The sequence below is a fragment of the Enterococcus sp. DIV1444a genome (genome assembly GCF_051712125.1).
Lineage (GTDB): Bacteria > Bacillota > Bacilli > Lactobacillales > Enterococcaceae > Enterococcus > Enterococcus faecalis.
On sequence record NZ_JBIOOG010000001.1, the window covers coordinates 2,641,411 to 2,658,000 of the forward strand.

Consider the following 16,590-nt stretch of genomic DNA (forward strand, 5'->3'; position numbering starts at 1 on the left):
TATACTCCTTTTGATGTAGTTTTTCTATAATAAAAATTTTATTATAGAAAAGCTCATCCTAGATGATTCAATAGCTTTACATTGTCCCTTATTATAAAAAAACAAAAAATCTATATAATTTCTTTAAAAAATATTAATCATTCAATAAAACGATATCCTTTACTTCTTGCCAATAAGTTTTCTTTCCAATGACAAGAAGCAACTCCCCTGAAAGACCATAACGACTAGTAAATTCTCTTGATATTTTTAATATACCTTTTACTTGATAAAATGTTCCCTCCTCGGTAGTTGTACTATTTTCTGAAATTTCAGTTAATACACCATTAATGGTTTTCATAGCTACACCTTTTTTATCTAATCTAAAATGAACAGGCATTCCTAATTTAATTCTCATACTTCCCCTAGAAGGAATAAACGCTACAAATGTACGTTCTACGTCTCCTTGTTGCGGATAGACTTCTGCTAATGTCGTTCCTTTCGGTAATTCTTTTTGTCCTTTAGCTTCTTCATTTAAATGAATTGTACCCGAAATTGGTGCTTTTAACGTACTTTTTATAATCTGTTCTTTTATTGTTTTCAATGCTAATCCATTTTTCTTTTGTGTTTCAATTAATTCCATCAATTTTTGTTTTGCTGTGGCCAATGTCAGTTCTTTGTTTTGTTTTTCTTTTTCTTTTTGAATATTTATTTCATTTTCAGCTGTATTAGGAGCTACTAGTTTAGATAATTCTGCCTGTAACTGTTCAATTTGTCTTTTTTGCTGAGTAATTTGTTCATCTATAGTGACTAAAATCGTTTCTTTAAGTTTTGTTTTCTCTTCTTTAGGTACGTCAGTTAATTGTGTTACCCAAGATTGATACTTTGACATAACTTCATCAGAAAAGCCTTCCAAATACTGTTCTTTGTTCCACGCTAGGCGTACTTGTTCCCATTCTAGTTGTGCTTCTTTATACATAGTTATTTGTTTCTCTAACTGTTCTTTTACTTTATTGTAAGAATCTTGCTCTTTTTGTACGATTGCTTCACTATGCTGTGCTGCATAAAAAGCAGCTCTTTTTTCAGCAAGAAAACTATTTACTTGATTACTGTATCCGAAGACATCTTCTGTTTCAAATAAGTTTTGTTCGATTATTAAACTATCAATAAACATTTGTATCGCTTTTTTTTGTTTTTCTATTGATATATTTTCTTGTTCTAATTGTATTTTTTCATTTTGTAAAGTGACTGTTTCAAACGTTACCAATACTTCCCCTTTTTTTTACTATTTGATTTTCTTTTAAGTTATTCAGTTTAATCTTTCCCTCTATAGGAACTTGCAGCTTTTCTATTTTTTCAGCAGTTAATTGTGCAGACGTTCGAATAACTATTTCTTTTTTTGCAAATACCAAAAACAATCCAGCCAAACACAAGAAAAAAATTATAGGATATAGTACCCAGCGATAAAATGTGTTATGTTTTTGTCTATAAATACTTGAGTGTTCTAACCAGTTCTTTTGTTGCATAGAGTTCTCTATCCTTTCTTAGATATCCCATAGTTTTTGGTAAATACCATGATTATAACGTAATTCTTCATGAGTTCCTTGCTCTACCAGTTGTCCTTCGTGCATAACTAAAATTTGTTCACAAGCTTTAGCTATGGGTAAATGGTGTACAATAAATAGCAATGTTTTATTTTCTAACCCCAATAAATGTTCAAGAATCTTATGTTCTAGTAATGTATCTAAGCTGCTTGTCGCTTCATCTAATATTAAAATATCAGCATTCTTTAAAAGAGCACGTGCAATCGCTAACCTTTGACGTTGTCCCCCAGAAAGATTAGCTCCCCCTTCTTCTAAAACCGTATCATATCGCAATGGCTGCTGTTCAATAAATGTCTTTAACTGGACAGCTTCACAAACTTCAATTACTTTTTCAAAACTTGGAATTATTTGTAAGCCGAAAGTTAAATTTTCAATAATCGTTCCACTAAAGAAAAAGGATTCTTGAGGAACATAGGTAACATGCTTTCGCAATTGCTGAAACGGAATATCTAAATGATTCATCTTCCCATAACGAATAACTCCCTCTGAAGGAGCATAAAAATTGACCAGTAATTTGGCCAAAGTTGATTTCCCCGAACCACTGACTCCTACCAAAGCAATTTTACTTTTAGGTGGTATCGTGCAAGAAATATTGTTTAACGTTTGTGCTTTCATGTTATAAGAAAAGGATACGTTCTCTAAAGTAATTCCTTCTCGAAATATTTGATTGGAAATTTCACCTAATGAAGAATCATTTGTTCTCTCTGGCTCAATTGCAAATATTTCGTTTAAGCGCTTATTAGCTACTTGCGCTGTCTGCATTTTAACTTGTAAATTGATAATATTCTGTAAAGGATCCGTGAAGAAAACCAATAACGCATTGTAAGTAATAAGTTGACCAAGGCTAATTTTTCCTTCCATAACGTAAAAAGAACCTAACCACAAAATAAGTGCACTGCTAATTAATTGAATAGTATGTTTAATTCCTTGTTGTACGTTGTCTAATGTAACCGTTCGAAAGGATTTTTTCATCATCTTGACAAATTCCCGATCTACTCTGTCATATACTTTTTCTTCACCACAATAAGCCTTAATCGTTTCAATTCCTCTTAAACTTTCAATAATACTTGAATTTAAACTAGCTCCCGCAGCCATTTCTTCCTGATTAGCTTTTTCATAGCTTTTCACAAAGGTTAAAATAGTAGCGAGATAACAAGGCAGTGAGACTAATGTAATTAAGAATAATGTACTATTTTGAATTGCTAAGGTAATCCCGACTAATAAAACCATACCAATATCTAAAAAAACAGATAGTGCAGCACTAGCAAGTGCATCAATAATTTTACTTGCATCTAAAAAACGAGAAATAATTTCGCCTGATTTGCGAGTAGCAAAAAAATTCATAGGCAAAGTAAGTACGTGTCTGAAGTATCGAAGCATCACTGCCATACTCATGCGCTGACCAAGTACAACTAATAGATAATTCCGACTATACTCAAATACCACTCTGAACAAGTAAACTACAATCAATCCAAAAGATACAACATTTAACGTGGAACTTGCTTGATTCGGAATAAAATAATCTAATAGCCCTTGAAAATAATAAGAACTTCCAATACTAAAAAAAGTAATAAACAATGAAGCTAAAAAAATATGTAAAACAAGTCCTTTTTGATGCCAGATGATTGGGAAAAATGAGCTTAAACTAGCAATTTTTTCTTTACTAGGTGTATACGATTCTTTGGGAATAGGCAAAAGTAAAATACCCGTCCATACTTTTGAAAAGTCTTCAATTGTTTTTCTCACTCTTCCTTTCATTGAGTCTGGATCCGCAATCAATAACGTTTCCCCTTTTATTTCATAAACAACAACATAATGCATATATTTATTATCAATTAATACGTGAGCAATTAAAGGTAACGTCAATTCTTTTTCTTTCCACACGTCGTTATCTGCTTGAATAACAGGTGATTCAAATCCAAATTGTTCTAATGTCTTTTTTAATCCAAAAGCAGAAGTTCCTTCTAAATCTGTCCCAGATATTTCTCGTAACCTATGAATAGGAATTTCTGATTTATAGTGTTTTAAAATCATGGCTAAACAAGCAACACCACAATCTTTTTCATCTTGTTGATATATAATCTTTTTCATTTTTTCCCTATCTTTTTTTATTTTTCATAATTCTATGTTACTACAATATTCCTTTTTTTAAAATACATTTATTAAAAAATATAATCATTTTGATTAAAAAACGTTGACAAAAAGATTGCGATAAGATTTAATTATTATAACGATACCTATTTTAAAATTCGTATCGTTATAATATATAAAGGAGGGATACCTATGGAAAAATACAAAACTCTAGGTAATTCAGATTTACAAAACATTGTTGGTGGTGGAAAGAAAGATTACGATTTTGGTTATAACGTTGGGAAAACTATTCGTAATGGCGCAATATGGCTGTGGAATAACACAGTCGCATTTGTCCCAGCATACTGATTAAGACACAATTTTTTAACAGAAGGGATATGGTTACATTGAAAAAAACTTTATCTGACAAAGAACTAAAAAAAATCTATGGCGGCGGCTTAAATCTTAATATCAATGCAACTTGGTCACAAGTTAGAGATACGCTTAAAGGATTTGGCGATGCTTTATTTGGTCATGGTAAACATTATTAAGATTTCTTAATAATTGATAGTGTGGAATAAAAAAGTATTCTAGTTTTTATTCCACATTATCAACTTAAACATATTACAAAATAAAAAATATTAAAAAGAACTAGAGATATGTTATGTTTTAATACCCTACATATTTATTAAAATCAATTAACTTGGAGTTTTATTATGAAAACAAAATTATCTACAAAGAAAAAAACACTTCTTTATCTCCTGTTCACTTTTTTGACAGCCCTCCCCAGCATAGAAGCATTAACTGGAATGAGCTTAATAGCTATAAAAAATAACGAAAAAACCTTGATTATCTTTGATAGTGTACTATCTTTAATTATTATTATCGTGCTGTCAGTTTTCTATAAAAAAATAGTAAAGAAAAAAAAGCAAGCTATCTTTAAAAGTCTATTACTAGCTATTGGCATGTTCTTATTTTCTATTATTCTAAATTTACTTTTCTCACGCATGTCTACTCCAGAAAATCAACATTATATTAATAAAGTCCGAAATGTAGCACCTGTTTTAATGGCCCTTCATACTAGACTCTTTTCACCTATAATAGAAGAACTCCTGACTCGTGGCATTTTTATGAATTTATTTTTTTTAAAAAACACCTCTCGAAGTGTCTTATGTAAAATATTTTTTTCTGGTCTTTTTTTTGGTCTTAGCCATGGACTATTACCATCAATTTCCATGCTTTTTTATTGTGGAATGGGCTGGGTTTTAGCCTCTACCTATTATTTCTGTAATAACAATCTCACGTATCCTCTTGCTATTCATTTGCTATTAAATAATTTATAATACACAAAAAACCCGCCCACATCAGAAAAATGATGTAGGCGGTTTTTATAATTATTTATTTTTTGTTTCAAATAACGGACTAACTGGTTTGTTTTCGTGGATACGTTTAATCGCATCTCCGATTAATTCACCAACGCTGACTTCGTCAATTTTAGCAATTTTACGATCATCAGATAGGTAAATAGAGTCTGTTACAACTAAGCGTTCAATTGCTGAATCTTCAATACGTTGTAAGGCTGGTCCTGATAAAACGGGATGTGTACAAGAAGCGTAAACGTCTTTTGCTCCGGCTTCTTTCAATGCGTTTGCGGCAAGAGAAATTGTCCCCGCTGTGTCAATCATGTCATCAATTAAGACACAGGTTTTGCCTTCCACATGACCAATGATATTCATTACTTCTGCTACGTTCGCTTTTGGACGACGTTTGTCAATAATCGCAATTGGTGCTTTTAAGAATTCTGCCAATTTACGCGCACGCGTTACACCACCGTGGTCAGGGGAAACAACAACGACGTCATCGCCTTGAATGCCGTGTTCGATGAAGTAATCGGCAATTAATGGTGCACCCATCAAATGATCCACTGGAATATCAAAGAAGCCTTGAATTTGGACCGCATGTAAGTCCAATGTCAACATTCTTGTTGCGCCAGCTTTTTCAATCATGTTTGCAACAAGTTTAGCAGTGATTGGTTCCCGGGCACGTGCTTTACGGTCTTGACGTGCATATCCATAATAAGGCATAACCACGTTAATTGTTTTAGCACTCGCACGTTTTAACGCATCAATCATGATTAATAGTTCCATTAAATTATCGTTAACAGGGCTACTTGTTGATTGAATGACATAAACATGTGCACCACGAATACTTTCTTCAATATTCACTTGAATTTCGCCATCACTAAATTGTGTTACAGAGCACTTTCCTAGCTCCACACCCACAGCATCCGCAATTTTTTCTGCTAAGGGACGATTAGAGTTCAAAGAAAAGATTTTCAATCTTGGATCAAAATAATGTTTCGACATTAGAACCTCCACTTTCTATTTCAGCCAATTCGTTAAAACTGAACAATACTTTCCTTCTAAAATAATAGTAGTCCTAGCCAAATAAATCAAGAGATTTTCTGTATTTCATACAAGATATTCATCAAAAGTCGCTTTCTTTTAACTATTTTATCGTATTTGTCTAAAAAAAGAGGATTATTTGAATAAAGAAAGGTACTCGCCATAGCCTTCTTTTTCTAAATCTACCACTGGCACAAATCTCAAAGCTGCCGCATTAATGCAATAACGTAAGCCGCCTTCTTGGAGCGGACCATCAGTGAAAACATGCCCTAAGTGTGAATCCGCTTCTTGACTGCGAACTTCTACGCGGTGCATACCATGACTAAAATCAGCTTTTTCTTTGACGCCACGTTTTTCAATTGGTTTTGTAAAGGATGGCCAGCCGCAACCAGCATCGTATTTGTCTAGAGAGCTAAACAACGGTTCGCCACTAACAATGTCTACATAGATTCCGTCTTGGTAAAAGTCATCATATTCTCCTGAAAAAGGGCGTTCTGTTGCGTTTTCTTGTGTGACGGCATATTGAAGATCCGTCAAGGTTTGTTTTAATTCTTCATCTGTTGGTTTTGTCATTCTGTCCACTCCTTTTCTTCTGTTCAATTTATTGGGTTCAATGATACCACGTTTGGCAAACCGGCACCTAATAGTTTGCATAGTAAAAGACAGTCCTTTCTCTTTTTGACGAATGAAAAGGACTGTCTTTTATTAGTTAAATTCTTTTAGTAGTCGGGCTACTTTGGCAATTGGTAAGCCCATAATGGCGTAATAATCGCCGGCGATTGCTTCAATTAGTAATGCCCCTTGTCCTTGGATACCATAAGCGCCTGCTTTGTCGGCATATTCTGCGGTATCTAAGTACGCATGGATTTCCGTGTCTGTCAGTGGATAAAACGTCACGGTTGAATGAACTGTCGCGGAGCGCTCTTTTTCCCCTTGTTTCAACGTCACACTTGTATACACGTCATGTGTTTTGCCACTTAGGAGGCGCAACATGCGATAACCGTCTTCCCGAGAAGTGGGTTTGCCGAGGATTTCTCCCGCCAATGCCACAATTGTATCGCAGCCAATGACTAGTGCTTCGGGGGATTGTTCTGCTATAGCCGCTGCTTTTTGGGCAGCCATTTGCGCCACATATTCTGCTGGTAAGCCGTCTTTACCAACAGTTTCATCGATATCGGCTGGTGCAATCGTAAAAGCTGGGACCACACGCTTTAATAACTCCTGACGGCGAGGAGATTGGGATGCTAAAATAATTTGCATAAATTGATGACGCCTCGTTTCTTTTTAATGGGGGTCTTGAATGCGTTTAAACATTCGTTCCATATCTGAATTCGTAAAATGAATCAGCACCGGACGTCCATGTGGACAATTAAATGGATTTTCGCACAAGGCTAAATCTTTTAATAGCACACGTGCTTGTTGCTCATTGAGGTAATGATTGGCTTTGATGGATCGCTTACAGCTCATCATAATGGCAGTTGCTTCACGGAATTTTTTCACGCTGACCGAGCCAGTTGTTAGTAACATGTCAATCATCTCGCGAACAATGTTTTCCTCTTCTCCTGCAGGATACCAAGTTGGATGCGCCCGCACAATGAAACTATTTTGTCCAAAATCTTCCAAATGGATGCCGACTTCCGCAAGGGTTTCTTTCTGCTCTTTAATTTTCAAGGCATCGCTATTTGGATAATCAATAACGATTGGTACCAATAGCTCTTGTAAATCGTCACTAACTTCACCAATTTTTTCACGGAAGTACTCGTATTTAATGCGTTCTTGGGCAGCGTGTTGGTCGATAATAAACAGGCCATCTTTGCTTTGTGCGAATAAATAAGTTCCGTGCATTTGACCGAAATATTCTAACTCAGGAAAACGTTCTGTCGGTCGTTCTTCTTCCAACTTATTCAATGCTTGTTTCAGCTCTCTTTGGCTCGCAGCGCTATTGGCATTGAATTCTGGGTGAAGTTTCATTTCTTCTTGGAAAACTTCGTCAGCAGCCTCTGACGAACGCAGAGAAGGTTCTGAATCGGGCACTTCAGTTATTTTTGTTTCTTCGGCTATTATCTGTTGCTCATTACGAGATGTTTCCCAATGATTTTCGGAAACATCAGCTGCCGAAGAAGTCTCGTAAGCCGATGTTTCTTCCGCTACACTCGTTGATTCTGGCACTGGCGGCGCAAATGGATCGTCCATTGGGTCCACTGCTCTTTCTGTCTGATTGACAGCTTCAGACGCGCTTGAGACTGATGTTTCCTCTGTCGCATGTTCCGCATAGAAGCGACCCGTTGCGGGATTATAGCTTAAGCTGCCCGGTCGTTGTTTTACCGCAGGTTGTTCAGTCGATAAAGGAATTTCCATTTGTTCAGCTTTAGGTTCTGGCGGTAGTTTCTTTTTAAAACGCAAATTGTCGGCCGCATTGGGAATCAACTGTTCTTGGCTCAACACTTCTTGAATCGCCTGTTCAATTAATGCCATTAAATCTTTTTCTTTACTTAAACGAACTTCTTGCTTAGTAGGATGGACATTGACATCAACTAACAGCGGATCCATTTCAATTTCTAACACAGCAATTGGAAAACGCCCCACCATTAGTTTCGAACCATAGCCGGCTACAATCGCTTTATTTAACGCGAAATTTTTAATATAACGACCATTGATAATCGTTGATAAGTAGTTACGGCTGGCCCGTGTGACTTCCGGCAATGAGACATAACCTGTCAAAGTAAAATCAAGGTCTTTTCCTTCAATTTTCAACATTTTCTTTGCGGTGCTAATGCCATAAATCCCCGCAATTGTTTGTTTTAAATCACCATTGCCTGTTGTACTCATCATTTTGTGGCCGTCATGAACCAAGCGAAAAGCGACTTTAGGGTGGCTTAACGCTAGACGATTGACAATGTCACCGATATTGGCCAATTCCGTTTGGATCGTTTTGACGTATTTCAAACGAGCAGGCGTATTATAAAATAAATTAGAAACGGTCATTTTTGTGCCTTTACGGAGGGCTGCTGGTCGGTTTTCTTCGACCTTGCCCCCTTTTAGAATCACATAGCTGCCTTCTTCTTCCTCAGCTGTGGCAGTTTCGACGATCATTTCAGAAACTGAAGCAATACTTGGTAAGGCTTCGCCTCGGAACCCCAAGCTGCGAATTCGGAACAAGTCATCTCTTGTATGAATTTTGCTTGTGGCATGGCGTTTGAAGGCATTCAGTACATCTTCTTTGGCAATTCCTTCACCATTATCAATAATTTGAATGGTTTTCAAGCCAGCTTCTTCAATAAAAATATCAATTTGAGTGCTTCCTGCATCCAGTGCATTTTCCACCAATTCTTTGACGACAGAAGCGGGACGTTCAACAACTTCACCAGCAGCAATCTGGTTGGCTAGTTGTTCGGATAGTTCTTGAATTTTCCCCATTTCACGACCTCCTAACCGGTTCGGTTCCTAATTAGATACGTTTTTGCAATTGATGAAGCATGTTTAACGCATCTAGTGGTGTCATTTCTAATAGATTCATTTTCTTCAATGTGTCAATGACACTTAATTCTTCTGTTGAAACTTCTTTAAATAATGAAAGTTGCTCGGTTTCTTCATGGACTTCTGAAACTTCTTCATGATGAACTGAACTTGGAATCGTTGTTTCTTCCGCTTCTAAAGCTGATAAAATGGTGGCTGCTCGTTCTAAAAGCGGGCTTGGTAAACCAGCAATTTTAGCAACATGTATCCCATAGCTCTTATCAGCAGGTCCTTCCATCATTTTATGAAGAAAGACCACTTCGCCATCTTTTTCGACAGCGCCTACGTGAATATTCTTCAAGCCTTTTAAGGTTTCATCTAGAACAGTTAGTTCATGATAATGTGTAGAGAATAGCGTTTTGGCTTGTACTTCACGATGGATATATTCAATGATGGCTTGCGCTAGCGCCATCCCATCATAGGTTGCCGTGCCGCGTCCTAATTCATCAAATAAAATTAGGCTGTTAGGCGTGGCATGCCGCAGTGCTTGGTTAGCCTCCATCATTTCTACCATAAAGGTACTTTGCCCTGCAATTAGATCATCAGAGGCCCCAATCCGTGTAAAAATTTGATCGAAAATCGGCATTTCAGCACTTTCCGCTGGTACAAAACAGCCAATTTGTGCCATGACCACCGTCAAAGCCAATTGACGCATGTAGGTACTTTTCCCTGACATGTTTGGTCCAGTGATCAAGAGAATATCTGTTTCTGGGTTCATACGGATACTGTTTGGAATGTATTCTTGATGCCCTAAAACTTTTTCCACGACTGGGTGTCGTCCTTCGACAATCGCTAAATTTTTCGTGTTACTTCTTAACGTTGGTCGAACGTATTGATACCGTTCACTAATTGTTGCAAAAGATTGTAAAACATCAACCGCACTAATGGTTTTAGCCAATGTTTGCAACCGATCAATATTCGTTTTCACTTGTTCTCTCACGGCCAAGAACAATTGATATTCTAGTTCAACTGATTTTTCTTCGGCTTCTAAGATTAAACGTTCTAGTTCTTTTAGTTCGGGCGTAATAAAGCGCTCCGCATTGGCTAATGTTTGTTTCCGCTCGTATTTTCCTTCTTCTAAATTCGCTAAATTTGACTTAGTGATTTCAATGAAATAACCAAAGACACGATTGTAGCCAATCTTCAAGTTTTTAATCCCTGTTTCATGGCGTTCTTTCGCTTCTAACTCCGCTAACCATTGCTTGCCATTGCGCATGGCATCACGGTATTCATCTAATTGGTCGTTATAGCCGTCCTTAATAACATTTCCTTCAGTAATTTGTAAAGGGGCTTCTTCATTAATCGCCGTTGCAATCAATGCCACTAAATCTTCGACAGGGTTTAAGTCGACTAACAAATCATCCCATTCCCCTTGATTGATCCCGACAATTAATTGTCGAATCGTTGGTACTTGTTCTAAAGAGGTCCGTAATTGAATTAAATCACGCCCATTCACACTGCCGAATGCCACGCGTCCTGCTAACCGCTCTAAATCATAAACGTTCGTCAATGCTGCTTGCAAATCCAAGCGTTCAAAATAGGCATTTAATAAGGATTGCACCATTTCTTGACGCGCCTTAATTTGACGTTCCTGAATCAGCGGACGATCCAACCATTGTTTTAATAAACGGCCGCCCATAGCTGTTTTCGTTTCATCTAATAGCCACAAAAGAGTTCCTTTTTTCTGCCCTGTTCGGATTGACTGACTCAATTCTAAATTGAATTTAGAATAATGATCCATTTTCAAGAAATGATCTGGCTGATATTCCACAGCTTTCTGAATATGGGACAAGCTCCGCTTTTGGGTAACGGATAAATAAGATAATAATTTGCCTGTAATTTCAATTTCTAATGGATTAATCAGTTCATTGGTTAAAAAACTAAACTCGGCATTTTCTTCCACCGTTTCTTGTGTCGAAAAGATGATATTTAAACGTAAACTTAAGTTCTCTTTTAACGCTTCAGGAATCCCTGAACCTAGGACCATTTCTTTTGTTTGCAACGCAGAAGCTTCGTTTAAAACGCCCTCTTCATCAGCCAAGACTGCTGTTTTTAATTCGCCTGTACTCAAATCCACATAGGCAAAACCAAACTGATTACCATCTGTTAGCACAGCGGTTAAGTAATTATTGTCTTTGGCTTCCAAGCCTTTACTATTCATCACCGTTCCTGGCGTTACCAACTGGACCACTTCTCGTTTGACCATGCCCTTGGTGGTCTTTGGATCTTCCACTTGCTCACAAATCGCTACTTTATAACCTTGCTCGATCAACGTATCAATGTACCCTTGCGCGGCATGATAAGGAACGCCACACATAGGAATCGGATCATCTGCATTGCGGTTACGACTGGTTAACGTCAATTCTAAGATTTGCGCAGCCTTGATAGCATCTTCATAAAATAATTCATAAAAATCACCTAAGCGATAAAATAAAAACGCATCCTTGTATTGGGCCTTAATGGATAAATATTGTTCCATCATGGGTGTATTTTTTGTTTTTTGTGGCATTTAATTCCCTTCCTTCTCTAGCTCTTCGTTCACGCGGTATTGAATGAGCGCCGTGACATGTTGGACTAAGTCATTGGCTTCGATCAGTTGTTCGCGGTAGGCTACAACGAGTGGGTGCTCATCAAATTCTTTTGTTTTCGCATCGGCTCGTTGAATGGCTTCTTTTTCAGCAGTTGGTTTGCCATAGTGAGCAAATTGAACCGCATCTTTTTGCGCAGCTTTAATTTCTTCCACTAATTCTGTCAGCTTTTTGTTTTTCTTTACCTTTTCTTCAATCGCTTGGTAGCGCTGAATGACTTCATCTTGCCCAATTAAATGTAACAATTTTTCTAATTCTTTATTGCTTTGTGCATCTAAATTCAACGGCTCCATTTTTTTCACCTTCATCTTTCACCGGCACTTTTTCTATAAGAGCAGAAAAAGTTAACCTCTTAATGATCCGAGATTAACTTTTCTTCTATTATTCTTGAAACGGGCGATCTTCACTAATCTGAATCGGCTCAATCATCTTCGCTTGGCCCGTTTGGTCATCAATCTCTAAAATACAGGCAGATAAAATTGTCCGCCCTGTTTCGACTACCTCAAAGCGCTTCGGCAATGCTGTCATAAACTTCTCAATAATCGGTTCACGCTTCATTCCTAGAATCCCATCATAAGGTCCGGTCATACCGACATCACTTAAGAAGGCTGTCCCTTTCGGTAAAATTCGGGCGTCATTTGTTTGAACATGCGTATGTGTTCCAACAACGGCTGAAACTTGGCCATCTAAAAACCAGCTCATGGCTTGTTTTTCACTTGTCGTTTCGCCATGAAAATCCACAAAAATGAGCGGTGTTCGTTTGCGAGCGATAGTCACTAGCTCGGCGGCTTTCTTGAAAGGATCTTCCAATGGCACCATAAATGTGCGGGCCTGTAAATTAATCACCGCTAGTTCCAATTGATTGACTTTCACAAAAACCATTCCTTGACCAGGCACATCTTCTGGAAAGTTCGCTGGACGAACCATTTTCTTGGCATCATCAATGAATTCAAAGATATCCTTGTTGTCCCACGTATGGTTGCCCATCGTAACAACATCGACACCATCTTGCAAAAATTTCTTATAAATCTTGCCAGTAATTCCCCGACCAGATGCCGCATTTTCACCATTGGCAATGGTCACTTGTGGACGATATTTCTTCTTTAATTTAGGGACATACGTTGCTAGGGCTTCTCTTCCTAAAGAACCGACAACATCTCCTATAAATAATATACGCAAAAAGGTTCCTCTTCTCTTTTTAACATCTCTTGTTTATTATAGTTGTTTTCGCTTTGAAAAGAAAGTTTTGGTTTTAAAAGATTAAAAAAAGTGTCTCAACGAACAATCCTTGCAATTGTTCGTTGAGACACTACACGCGATACTTATTCGCTTTTTATTTTATTTCGCATAGTCAACGGCACGTGTTTCACGGATAACCGTTACTTTGATATGTCCTGGATAATCCAAGTCATCTTCAATTTTCTTCCGAATGTCTCGAACTAAACGAACAGATTCTAAATCAGAAATTTCTTCTGGTTTCACCATGACACGAACTTCACGTCCTGCTTGAACAGCAAAACTTGAATCCACGCCTTCAAAACTATTAGAAATATTTTCTAAGTTTTCTAAGCGGCGAATGTAGTTTTCTAACGATTCACTACGTGCACCTGGACGGGCTGCAGATAACGCATCTGCGGCTGCCACTAAAACAGAAATAACTGAGGTTGCTTCCACATCACCATGATGCGAGGCAATGGCATTAATAACTACTGAATTTTCTTTATATTTCGCAGCTAATTCTGCGCCAATCTCAACGTGAGAACCTTCAATTTCATGATCTAATGCTTTCCCAATATCGTGTAGTAAACCTGCCCGTTTGGCTAATTGAACATCTTCGCCCAATTCGGCGGCTAAAACGCCAGCCAGTTTTGCTACTTCGATTGAGTGGTTCAAGACATTTTGACCATAACTTGTTCTGAAACGTAAACGGCCTAAAATTTTAATTAAATCAGGATGTAACGTATGAGCACCTACTTCAAAGGCTGCTTGTTCTCCGTATTCACGAATCCGTTCATCCATTTCTTTACGTGATTTTTCTACCATTTCTTCGATACGAGCTGGATGAATCCGACCATCTTGGATTAATTTTTCCAAGGTCATTCGAGCAATTTCTCGTCTGATTGGATCAAATCCTGATAACACAACCGCTTCTGGCGTATCATCAATGATTAAGTCAATCCCTGTTAAAGTTTCCAATGTACGAATATTACGTCCTTCACGACCAATAATGCGACCTTTCATCTCATCATTTGGTAAAGTGACCACGGAAACAGTTGTTTCAGAAACAGAATCGGCGGCGCAACGTTGAATTGCTAGGGAAAGCAAGTTCTTCGCTTTGCGATCAGATTCTTCTTTGGCACGTTGTTCTGACTCCTTGACCATCAAGGTTAGTTCATGATTCAACTCTTCTTCTGTTGACTTCATAATAATCGATTTTGCTTCTTCTTTTGAAAGGGAAGCAATTCGTTCTAATTCTTGATGTTGCTGATTAATTAAGTTTTCTACTTCTTTTTCTCGCTCATCAATTAATTGCTGTCTAGCACCAAGTTTCTCTTCTTTTTCTTCCAGTGAGCCTTCACGTTTTTCAAGAGAGTCATCTTTACGATCCAACGTTTGTTCCCGTTGAATTAAACGATTTTCTTGAGATTTAAGTTCTAATCTGCTTTCTTTCAACTCACTTTCAATTTCTGAACGATACTTCTGGTTCTCTTCCTTAGCTTCTAGCAATGCTTCTTTTTTCAGTGTTTCTGATTCTTTCCGAGCGTTCTCGAGAATACTCGACGCTGAAATTTTTGCACCATTTATTGCTTTATCATGACGTGACTTTGCAATAACAAATCCTAAACCAAGACCGACAATCAAACCGACGATAGCGAGGAGAATATTTAAAACCATATTTCCACCTCCATACTATCTTTTTGTTAATTCATATCTTGTAGTTTTTTGATAAACTAAAATCAATTATCAATATGCCTACTTGCATATTTGTGCATACACACAATTTTATTCTAATGTTTGTCGCGAAAGGTGTCAACTTAAAAAAGCCCTTTCTTTTGGAAAGGGCAGCAAATATTAGACAACGTCACATTTTTAGGTTTCTGCCGTCACGAATTGTTTAAATTTTAGAACAAACGCCGCATAGTCTGCTGTTTGACTAAGCCGCTTGATGTGGATGGGTTCGGACATAGACAACAGCCTACTTAACAATTTAGTTCTAAATCAAAAAAGACAACACCTGTCCTGTTCAGTAAGTGTTGTCTTTTTTCTTAACGAGTCGTATTCACTCGTTATTTATTCATCTAAGGGTAGTTCTTCTTGAGCTTCTGCTTCTTCTGTAATGGTAGAACCATCACCGATGCCATATGCATCACGAACCAATTTAGACACTTCTGCCATCATTTCAGGATGATCCGCCATGTATTGTTTGGCATTTTCACGCCCTTGGCCAATTCGTTCTTCTTTGTAGCCATACCAAGCACCACTTTTGCTGATAAGGTCTTTTTCCACAGCCATATCTAGTAATTCGCCTTCTTGGGAAATCCCTTGGCCATACATGATATCAACTTCTGCCACTTTAAATGGTGGCGCCACTTTATTTTTAACGACTTTAATTTTTGTGCGGTTACCAACGATGTCTGTCCCTTGTTTTAACTGTTCTGCACGACGGACTTCTAAACGAACCGTTGCGTAGAATTTCAATGCACGTCCGCCAGGAGTTGTTTCAGGATTTCCGAACATCACGCCAACTTTTTCACGAATTTGGTTAATGAAAATAGCAATTGTTTTTGTCTTATTAATTGAGCCTGATAATTTACGTAGTGCTTGAGACATTAGTCGAGCTTGTAAGCCGACATGACTCGCCCCCATCTCACCATCAATCTCTGCACGAGGAACTAACGCAGCAACCGAGTCGATGACAACGATGTCAATCGCACCACTTGAAACTAAGGCATCGGCAATCTCTAAGCCTTGCTCACCCGTATCTGGTTGAGATAAAAGTAATTCATCAATGTTAACGCCTAGTTTCTCCGCATATTGAGGATCCAATGCATGCTCAGCATCGATAAAAGCGGCTGTTCCACCATTTCGTTGCACTTCTGCAATTGCGTGTAAAGAAACAGTTGTTTTACCAGAACTTTCAGGACCATATACTTCAATAATTCGGCCACGTGGATACCCACCTACGCCCAATGCAACATCTAACGCTAAAGAACCACTAGGGATAGTTGAAATTTTTTGATCAGCTTTTTCGCCTAATTTCATAATAGAGCCTTTCCCAAAGTTCTTTTCAATTTTTTTCAGTGCGGCATCTAAAGCCACTTTACGATCATCTGCCAATGGATAATCCTCCTTTAATTTATATAAACTTATTTTTCATTTCCTGTTAGTAGGTCTATCATATCTCTTTTGTATCAAAAAAGCAAGAAAAAA

The 16,590-nt window shown here is 37.6% G+C and carries 15 protein-coding genes; 3 read left to right on the forward strand and 12 right to left on the reverse strand.

The window, feature by feature from the left end; all coding sequences use genetic code 11:
* Nucleotides 1–133: 133 nt before the first annotated feature.
* From IGI87_RS12720 to IGI87_RS12730, 3 genes are read right to left on the reverse strand one after another with little or no spacing between them, the layout of a single operon-like run.
* The gene (locus tag IGI87_RS12720; RefSeq protein WP_438737274.1) at nucleotides 134–1,243 is read right to left on the reverse strand and encodes a bacteriocin secretion accessory protein; all 1,110 of its coding nucleotides are present in this window, start codon (nucleotides 1,241–1,243) and stop codon (nucleotides 134–136) included.
* Entirely contained in the window at nucleotides 1,230–1,502 is a 273-nt protein-coding gene (locus tag IGI87_RS12725; RefSeq protein ID WP_438737276.1) for a hypothetical protein, read from the reverse strand. The genes IGI87_RS12720 and IGI87_RS12725 overlap by 14 nt, the downstream gene beginning before the upstream one ends.
* A gap of 18 nt (nucleotides 1,503–1,520) precedes the next feature.
* A complete protein-coding gene (locus IGI87_RS12730; RefSeq protein ID WP_113794674.1) occupies nucleotides 1,521–3,671 on the reverse strand; it encodes a peptide cleavage/export ABC transporter in 2,151 nt (716 codons plus the stop codon).
* Between the two features lie 192 nt (nucleotides 3,672–3,863).
* On the opposite strand from IGI87_RS12730, the gene IGI87_RS12735 reads away from it, so the two are divergent.
* From IGI87_RS12735 to IGI87_RS12745, 3 genes are all read left to right on the forward strand, one after another.
* Nucleotides 3,864–4,019 (forward strand): hypothetical protein, encoded by a 156-nt coding sequence (locus tag IGI87_RS12735; RefSeq protein WP_162782553.1) that lies wholly within the window; start codon nucleotides 3,864–3,866, stop codon nucleotides 4,017–4,019.
* 38 nt (nucleotides 4,020–4,057) lie between these two features.
* Nucleotides 4,058–4,201 carry a bacteriocin gene (locus tag IGI87_RS12740; RefSeq protein WP_162782554.1) on the forward strand — a complete coding sequence of 48 codons (144 nt, stop codon included), beginning with the start codon at nucleotides 4,058–4,060 and terminating at the stop codon, nucleotides 4,199–4,201.
* A gap of 165 nt (nucleotides 4,202–4,366) precedes the next feature.
* Nucleotides 4,367–4,993 (forward strand): CPBP family intramembrane glutamic endopeptidase, encoded by a 627-nt coding sequence (locus IGI87_RS12745; RefSeq protein ID WP_240185133.1) that lies wholly within the window; start codon nucleotides 4,367–4,369, stop codon nucleotides 4,991–4,993.
* A 51-nt stretch (nucleotides 4,994–5,044) separates the two neighbouring features.
* On the opposite strand, the gene IGI87_RS12750 is transcribed toward IGI87_RS12745, so the two are convergent.
* The 9 genes from IGI87_RS12750 to recA all read right to left on the reverse strand — a co-directional run bounded on the left by IGI87_RS12750 (nucleotide 5,045) and on the right by recA (nucleotide 16,497).
* A complete protein-coding gene (locus IGI87_RS12750) occupies nucleotides 5,045–6,016 on the reverse strand; it encodes a ribose-phosphate diphosphokinase (RefSeq protein WP_002381060.1) in 972 nt (323 codons plus the stop codon).
* A gap of 174 nt (nucleotides 6,017–6,190) precedes the next feature.
* A complete protein-coding gene (msrB, locus tag IGI87_RS12755; protein WP_438737279.1) occupies nucleotides 6,191–6,628 on the reverse strand; it encodes a peptide-methionine (R)-S-oxide reductase MsrB in 438 nt (145 codons plus the stop codon).
* Nucleotides 6,629–6,760: 132 nt separating this feature from the next.
* On the reverse strand, nucleotides 6,761–7,315 hold the full coding sequence (locus IGI87_RS12760) for a Maf family protein (protein WP_002378827.1): 555 nt from the start codon (nucleotides 7,313–7,315) through the stop codon (nucleotides 6,761–6,763).
* 24 nt (nucleotides 7,316–7,339) lie between these two features.
* Nucleotides 7,340–9,472 carry a DNA mismatch repair endonuclease MutL gene (gene mutL, locus IGI87_RS12765; RefSeq protein WP_113794677.1) on the reverse strand — a complete coding sequence of 711 codons (2,133 nt, stop codon included), beginning with the start codon at nucleotides 9,470–9,472 and terminating at the stop codon, nucleotides 7,340–7,342.
* 31 nt (nucleotides 9,473–9,503) lie between these two features.
* Nucleotides 9,504–12,080 (reverse strand): DNA mismatch repair protein MutS, encoded by a 2,577-nt coding sequence (mutS, locus tag IGI87_RS12770; RefSeq protein ID WP_113794678.1) that lies wholly within the window; start codon nucleotides 12,078–12,080, stop codon nucleotides 9,504–9,506.
* Nucleotides 12,081–12,467 carry a RicAFT regulatory complex protein RicA family protein gene (locus tag IGI87_RS12775; protein WP_002359008.1) on the reverse strand — a complete coding sequence of 129 codons (387 nt, stop codon included), beginning with the start codon at nucleotides 12,465–12,467 and terminating at the stop codon, nucleotides 12,081–12,083.
* 73 nt (nucleotides 12,468–12,540) lie between these two features.
* Entirely contained in the window at nucleotides 12,541–13,338 is a 798-nt protein-coding gene (locus tag IGI87_RS12780; protein ID WP_104854406.1) for a TIGR00282 family metallophosphoesterase, read from the reverse strand.
* A 159-nt stretch (nucleotides 13,339–13,497) separates the two neighbouring features.
* Nucleotides 13,498–15,054: a ribonuclease Y gene (gene rny, locus IGI87_RS12785; RefSeq protein WP_002354863.1), complete on the reverse strand. Its 1,557-nt coding sequence runs from the start codon at nucleotides 15,052–15,054 to the stop codon at nucleotides 13,498–13,500.
* A 396-nt stretch (nucleotides 15,055–15,450) separates the two neighbouring features.
* Nucleotides 15,451–16,497 (reverse strand): recombinase RecA, encoded by a 1,047-nt coding sequence (gene recA / locus IGI87_RS12790; protein ID WP_104854404.1) that lies wholly within the window; start codon nucleotides 16,495–16,497, stop codon nucleotides 15,451–15,453.
* Nucleotides 16,498–16,590: the final 93 nt, after the last annotated feature.

Bases quoted from the DNA above. Each gene is read 5' to 3' on its own strand.
- IGI87_RS12725 (WP_438737276.1), bottom strand. From the start codon at position 1,502: ATGCAACAAAAGAACTGGTTAGAACACTCAAGTATTTATAGACAAAAA.
- IGI87_RS12730 (WP_113794674.1), bottom strand. From the start codon at position 3,671: ATGAAAAAGATTATATATCAACAAGATGAAAAAGATTGTGGTGTTGCT.
- IGI87_RS12735 (WP_162782553.1), top strand. From the start codon at position 3,864: ATGGAAAAATACAAAACTCTAGGTAATTCAGATTTACAAAACATTGTT.
- IGI87_RS12745 (WP_240185133.1), top strand. From the start codon at position 4,367: ATGAAAACAAAATTATCTACAAAGAAAAAAACACTTCTTTATCTCCTG.
- IGI87_RS12750 (WP_002381060.1), bottom strand. From the start codon at position 6,016: ATGTCGAAACATTATTTTGATCCAAGATTGAAAATCTTTTCTTTGAAC.
- msrB (WP_438737279.1), bottom strand. From the start codon at position 6,628: ATGACAAAACCAACAGATGAAGAATTAAAACAAACCTTGACGGATCTT.
- IGI87_RS12760 (WP_002378827.1), bottom strand. From the start codon at position 7,315: ATGCAAATTATTTTAGCATCCCAATCTCCTCGCCGTCAGGAGTTATTA.
- mutL (WP_113794677.1), bottom strand. From the start codon at position 9,472: ATGGGGAAAATTCAAGAACTATCCGAACAACTAGCCAACCAGATTGCT.
- mutS (WP_113794678.1), bottom strand. From the start codon at position 12,080: ATGCCACAAAAAACAAAAAATACACCCATGATGGAACAATATTTATCC.
- IGI87_RS12775 (WP_002359008.1), bottom strand. From the start codon at position 12,467: ATGAAGGTGAAAAAAATGGAGCCGTTGAATTTAGATGCACAAAGCAAT.
- rny (WP_002354863.1), bottom strand. From the start codon at position 15,054: ATGGTTTTAAATATTCTCCTCGCTATCGTCGGTTTGATTGTCGGTCTT.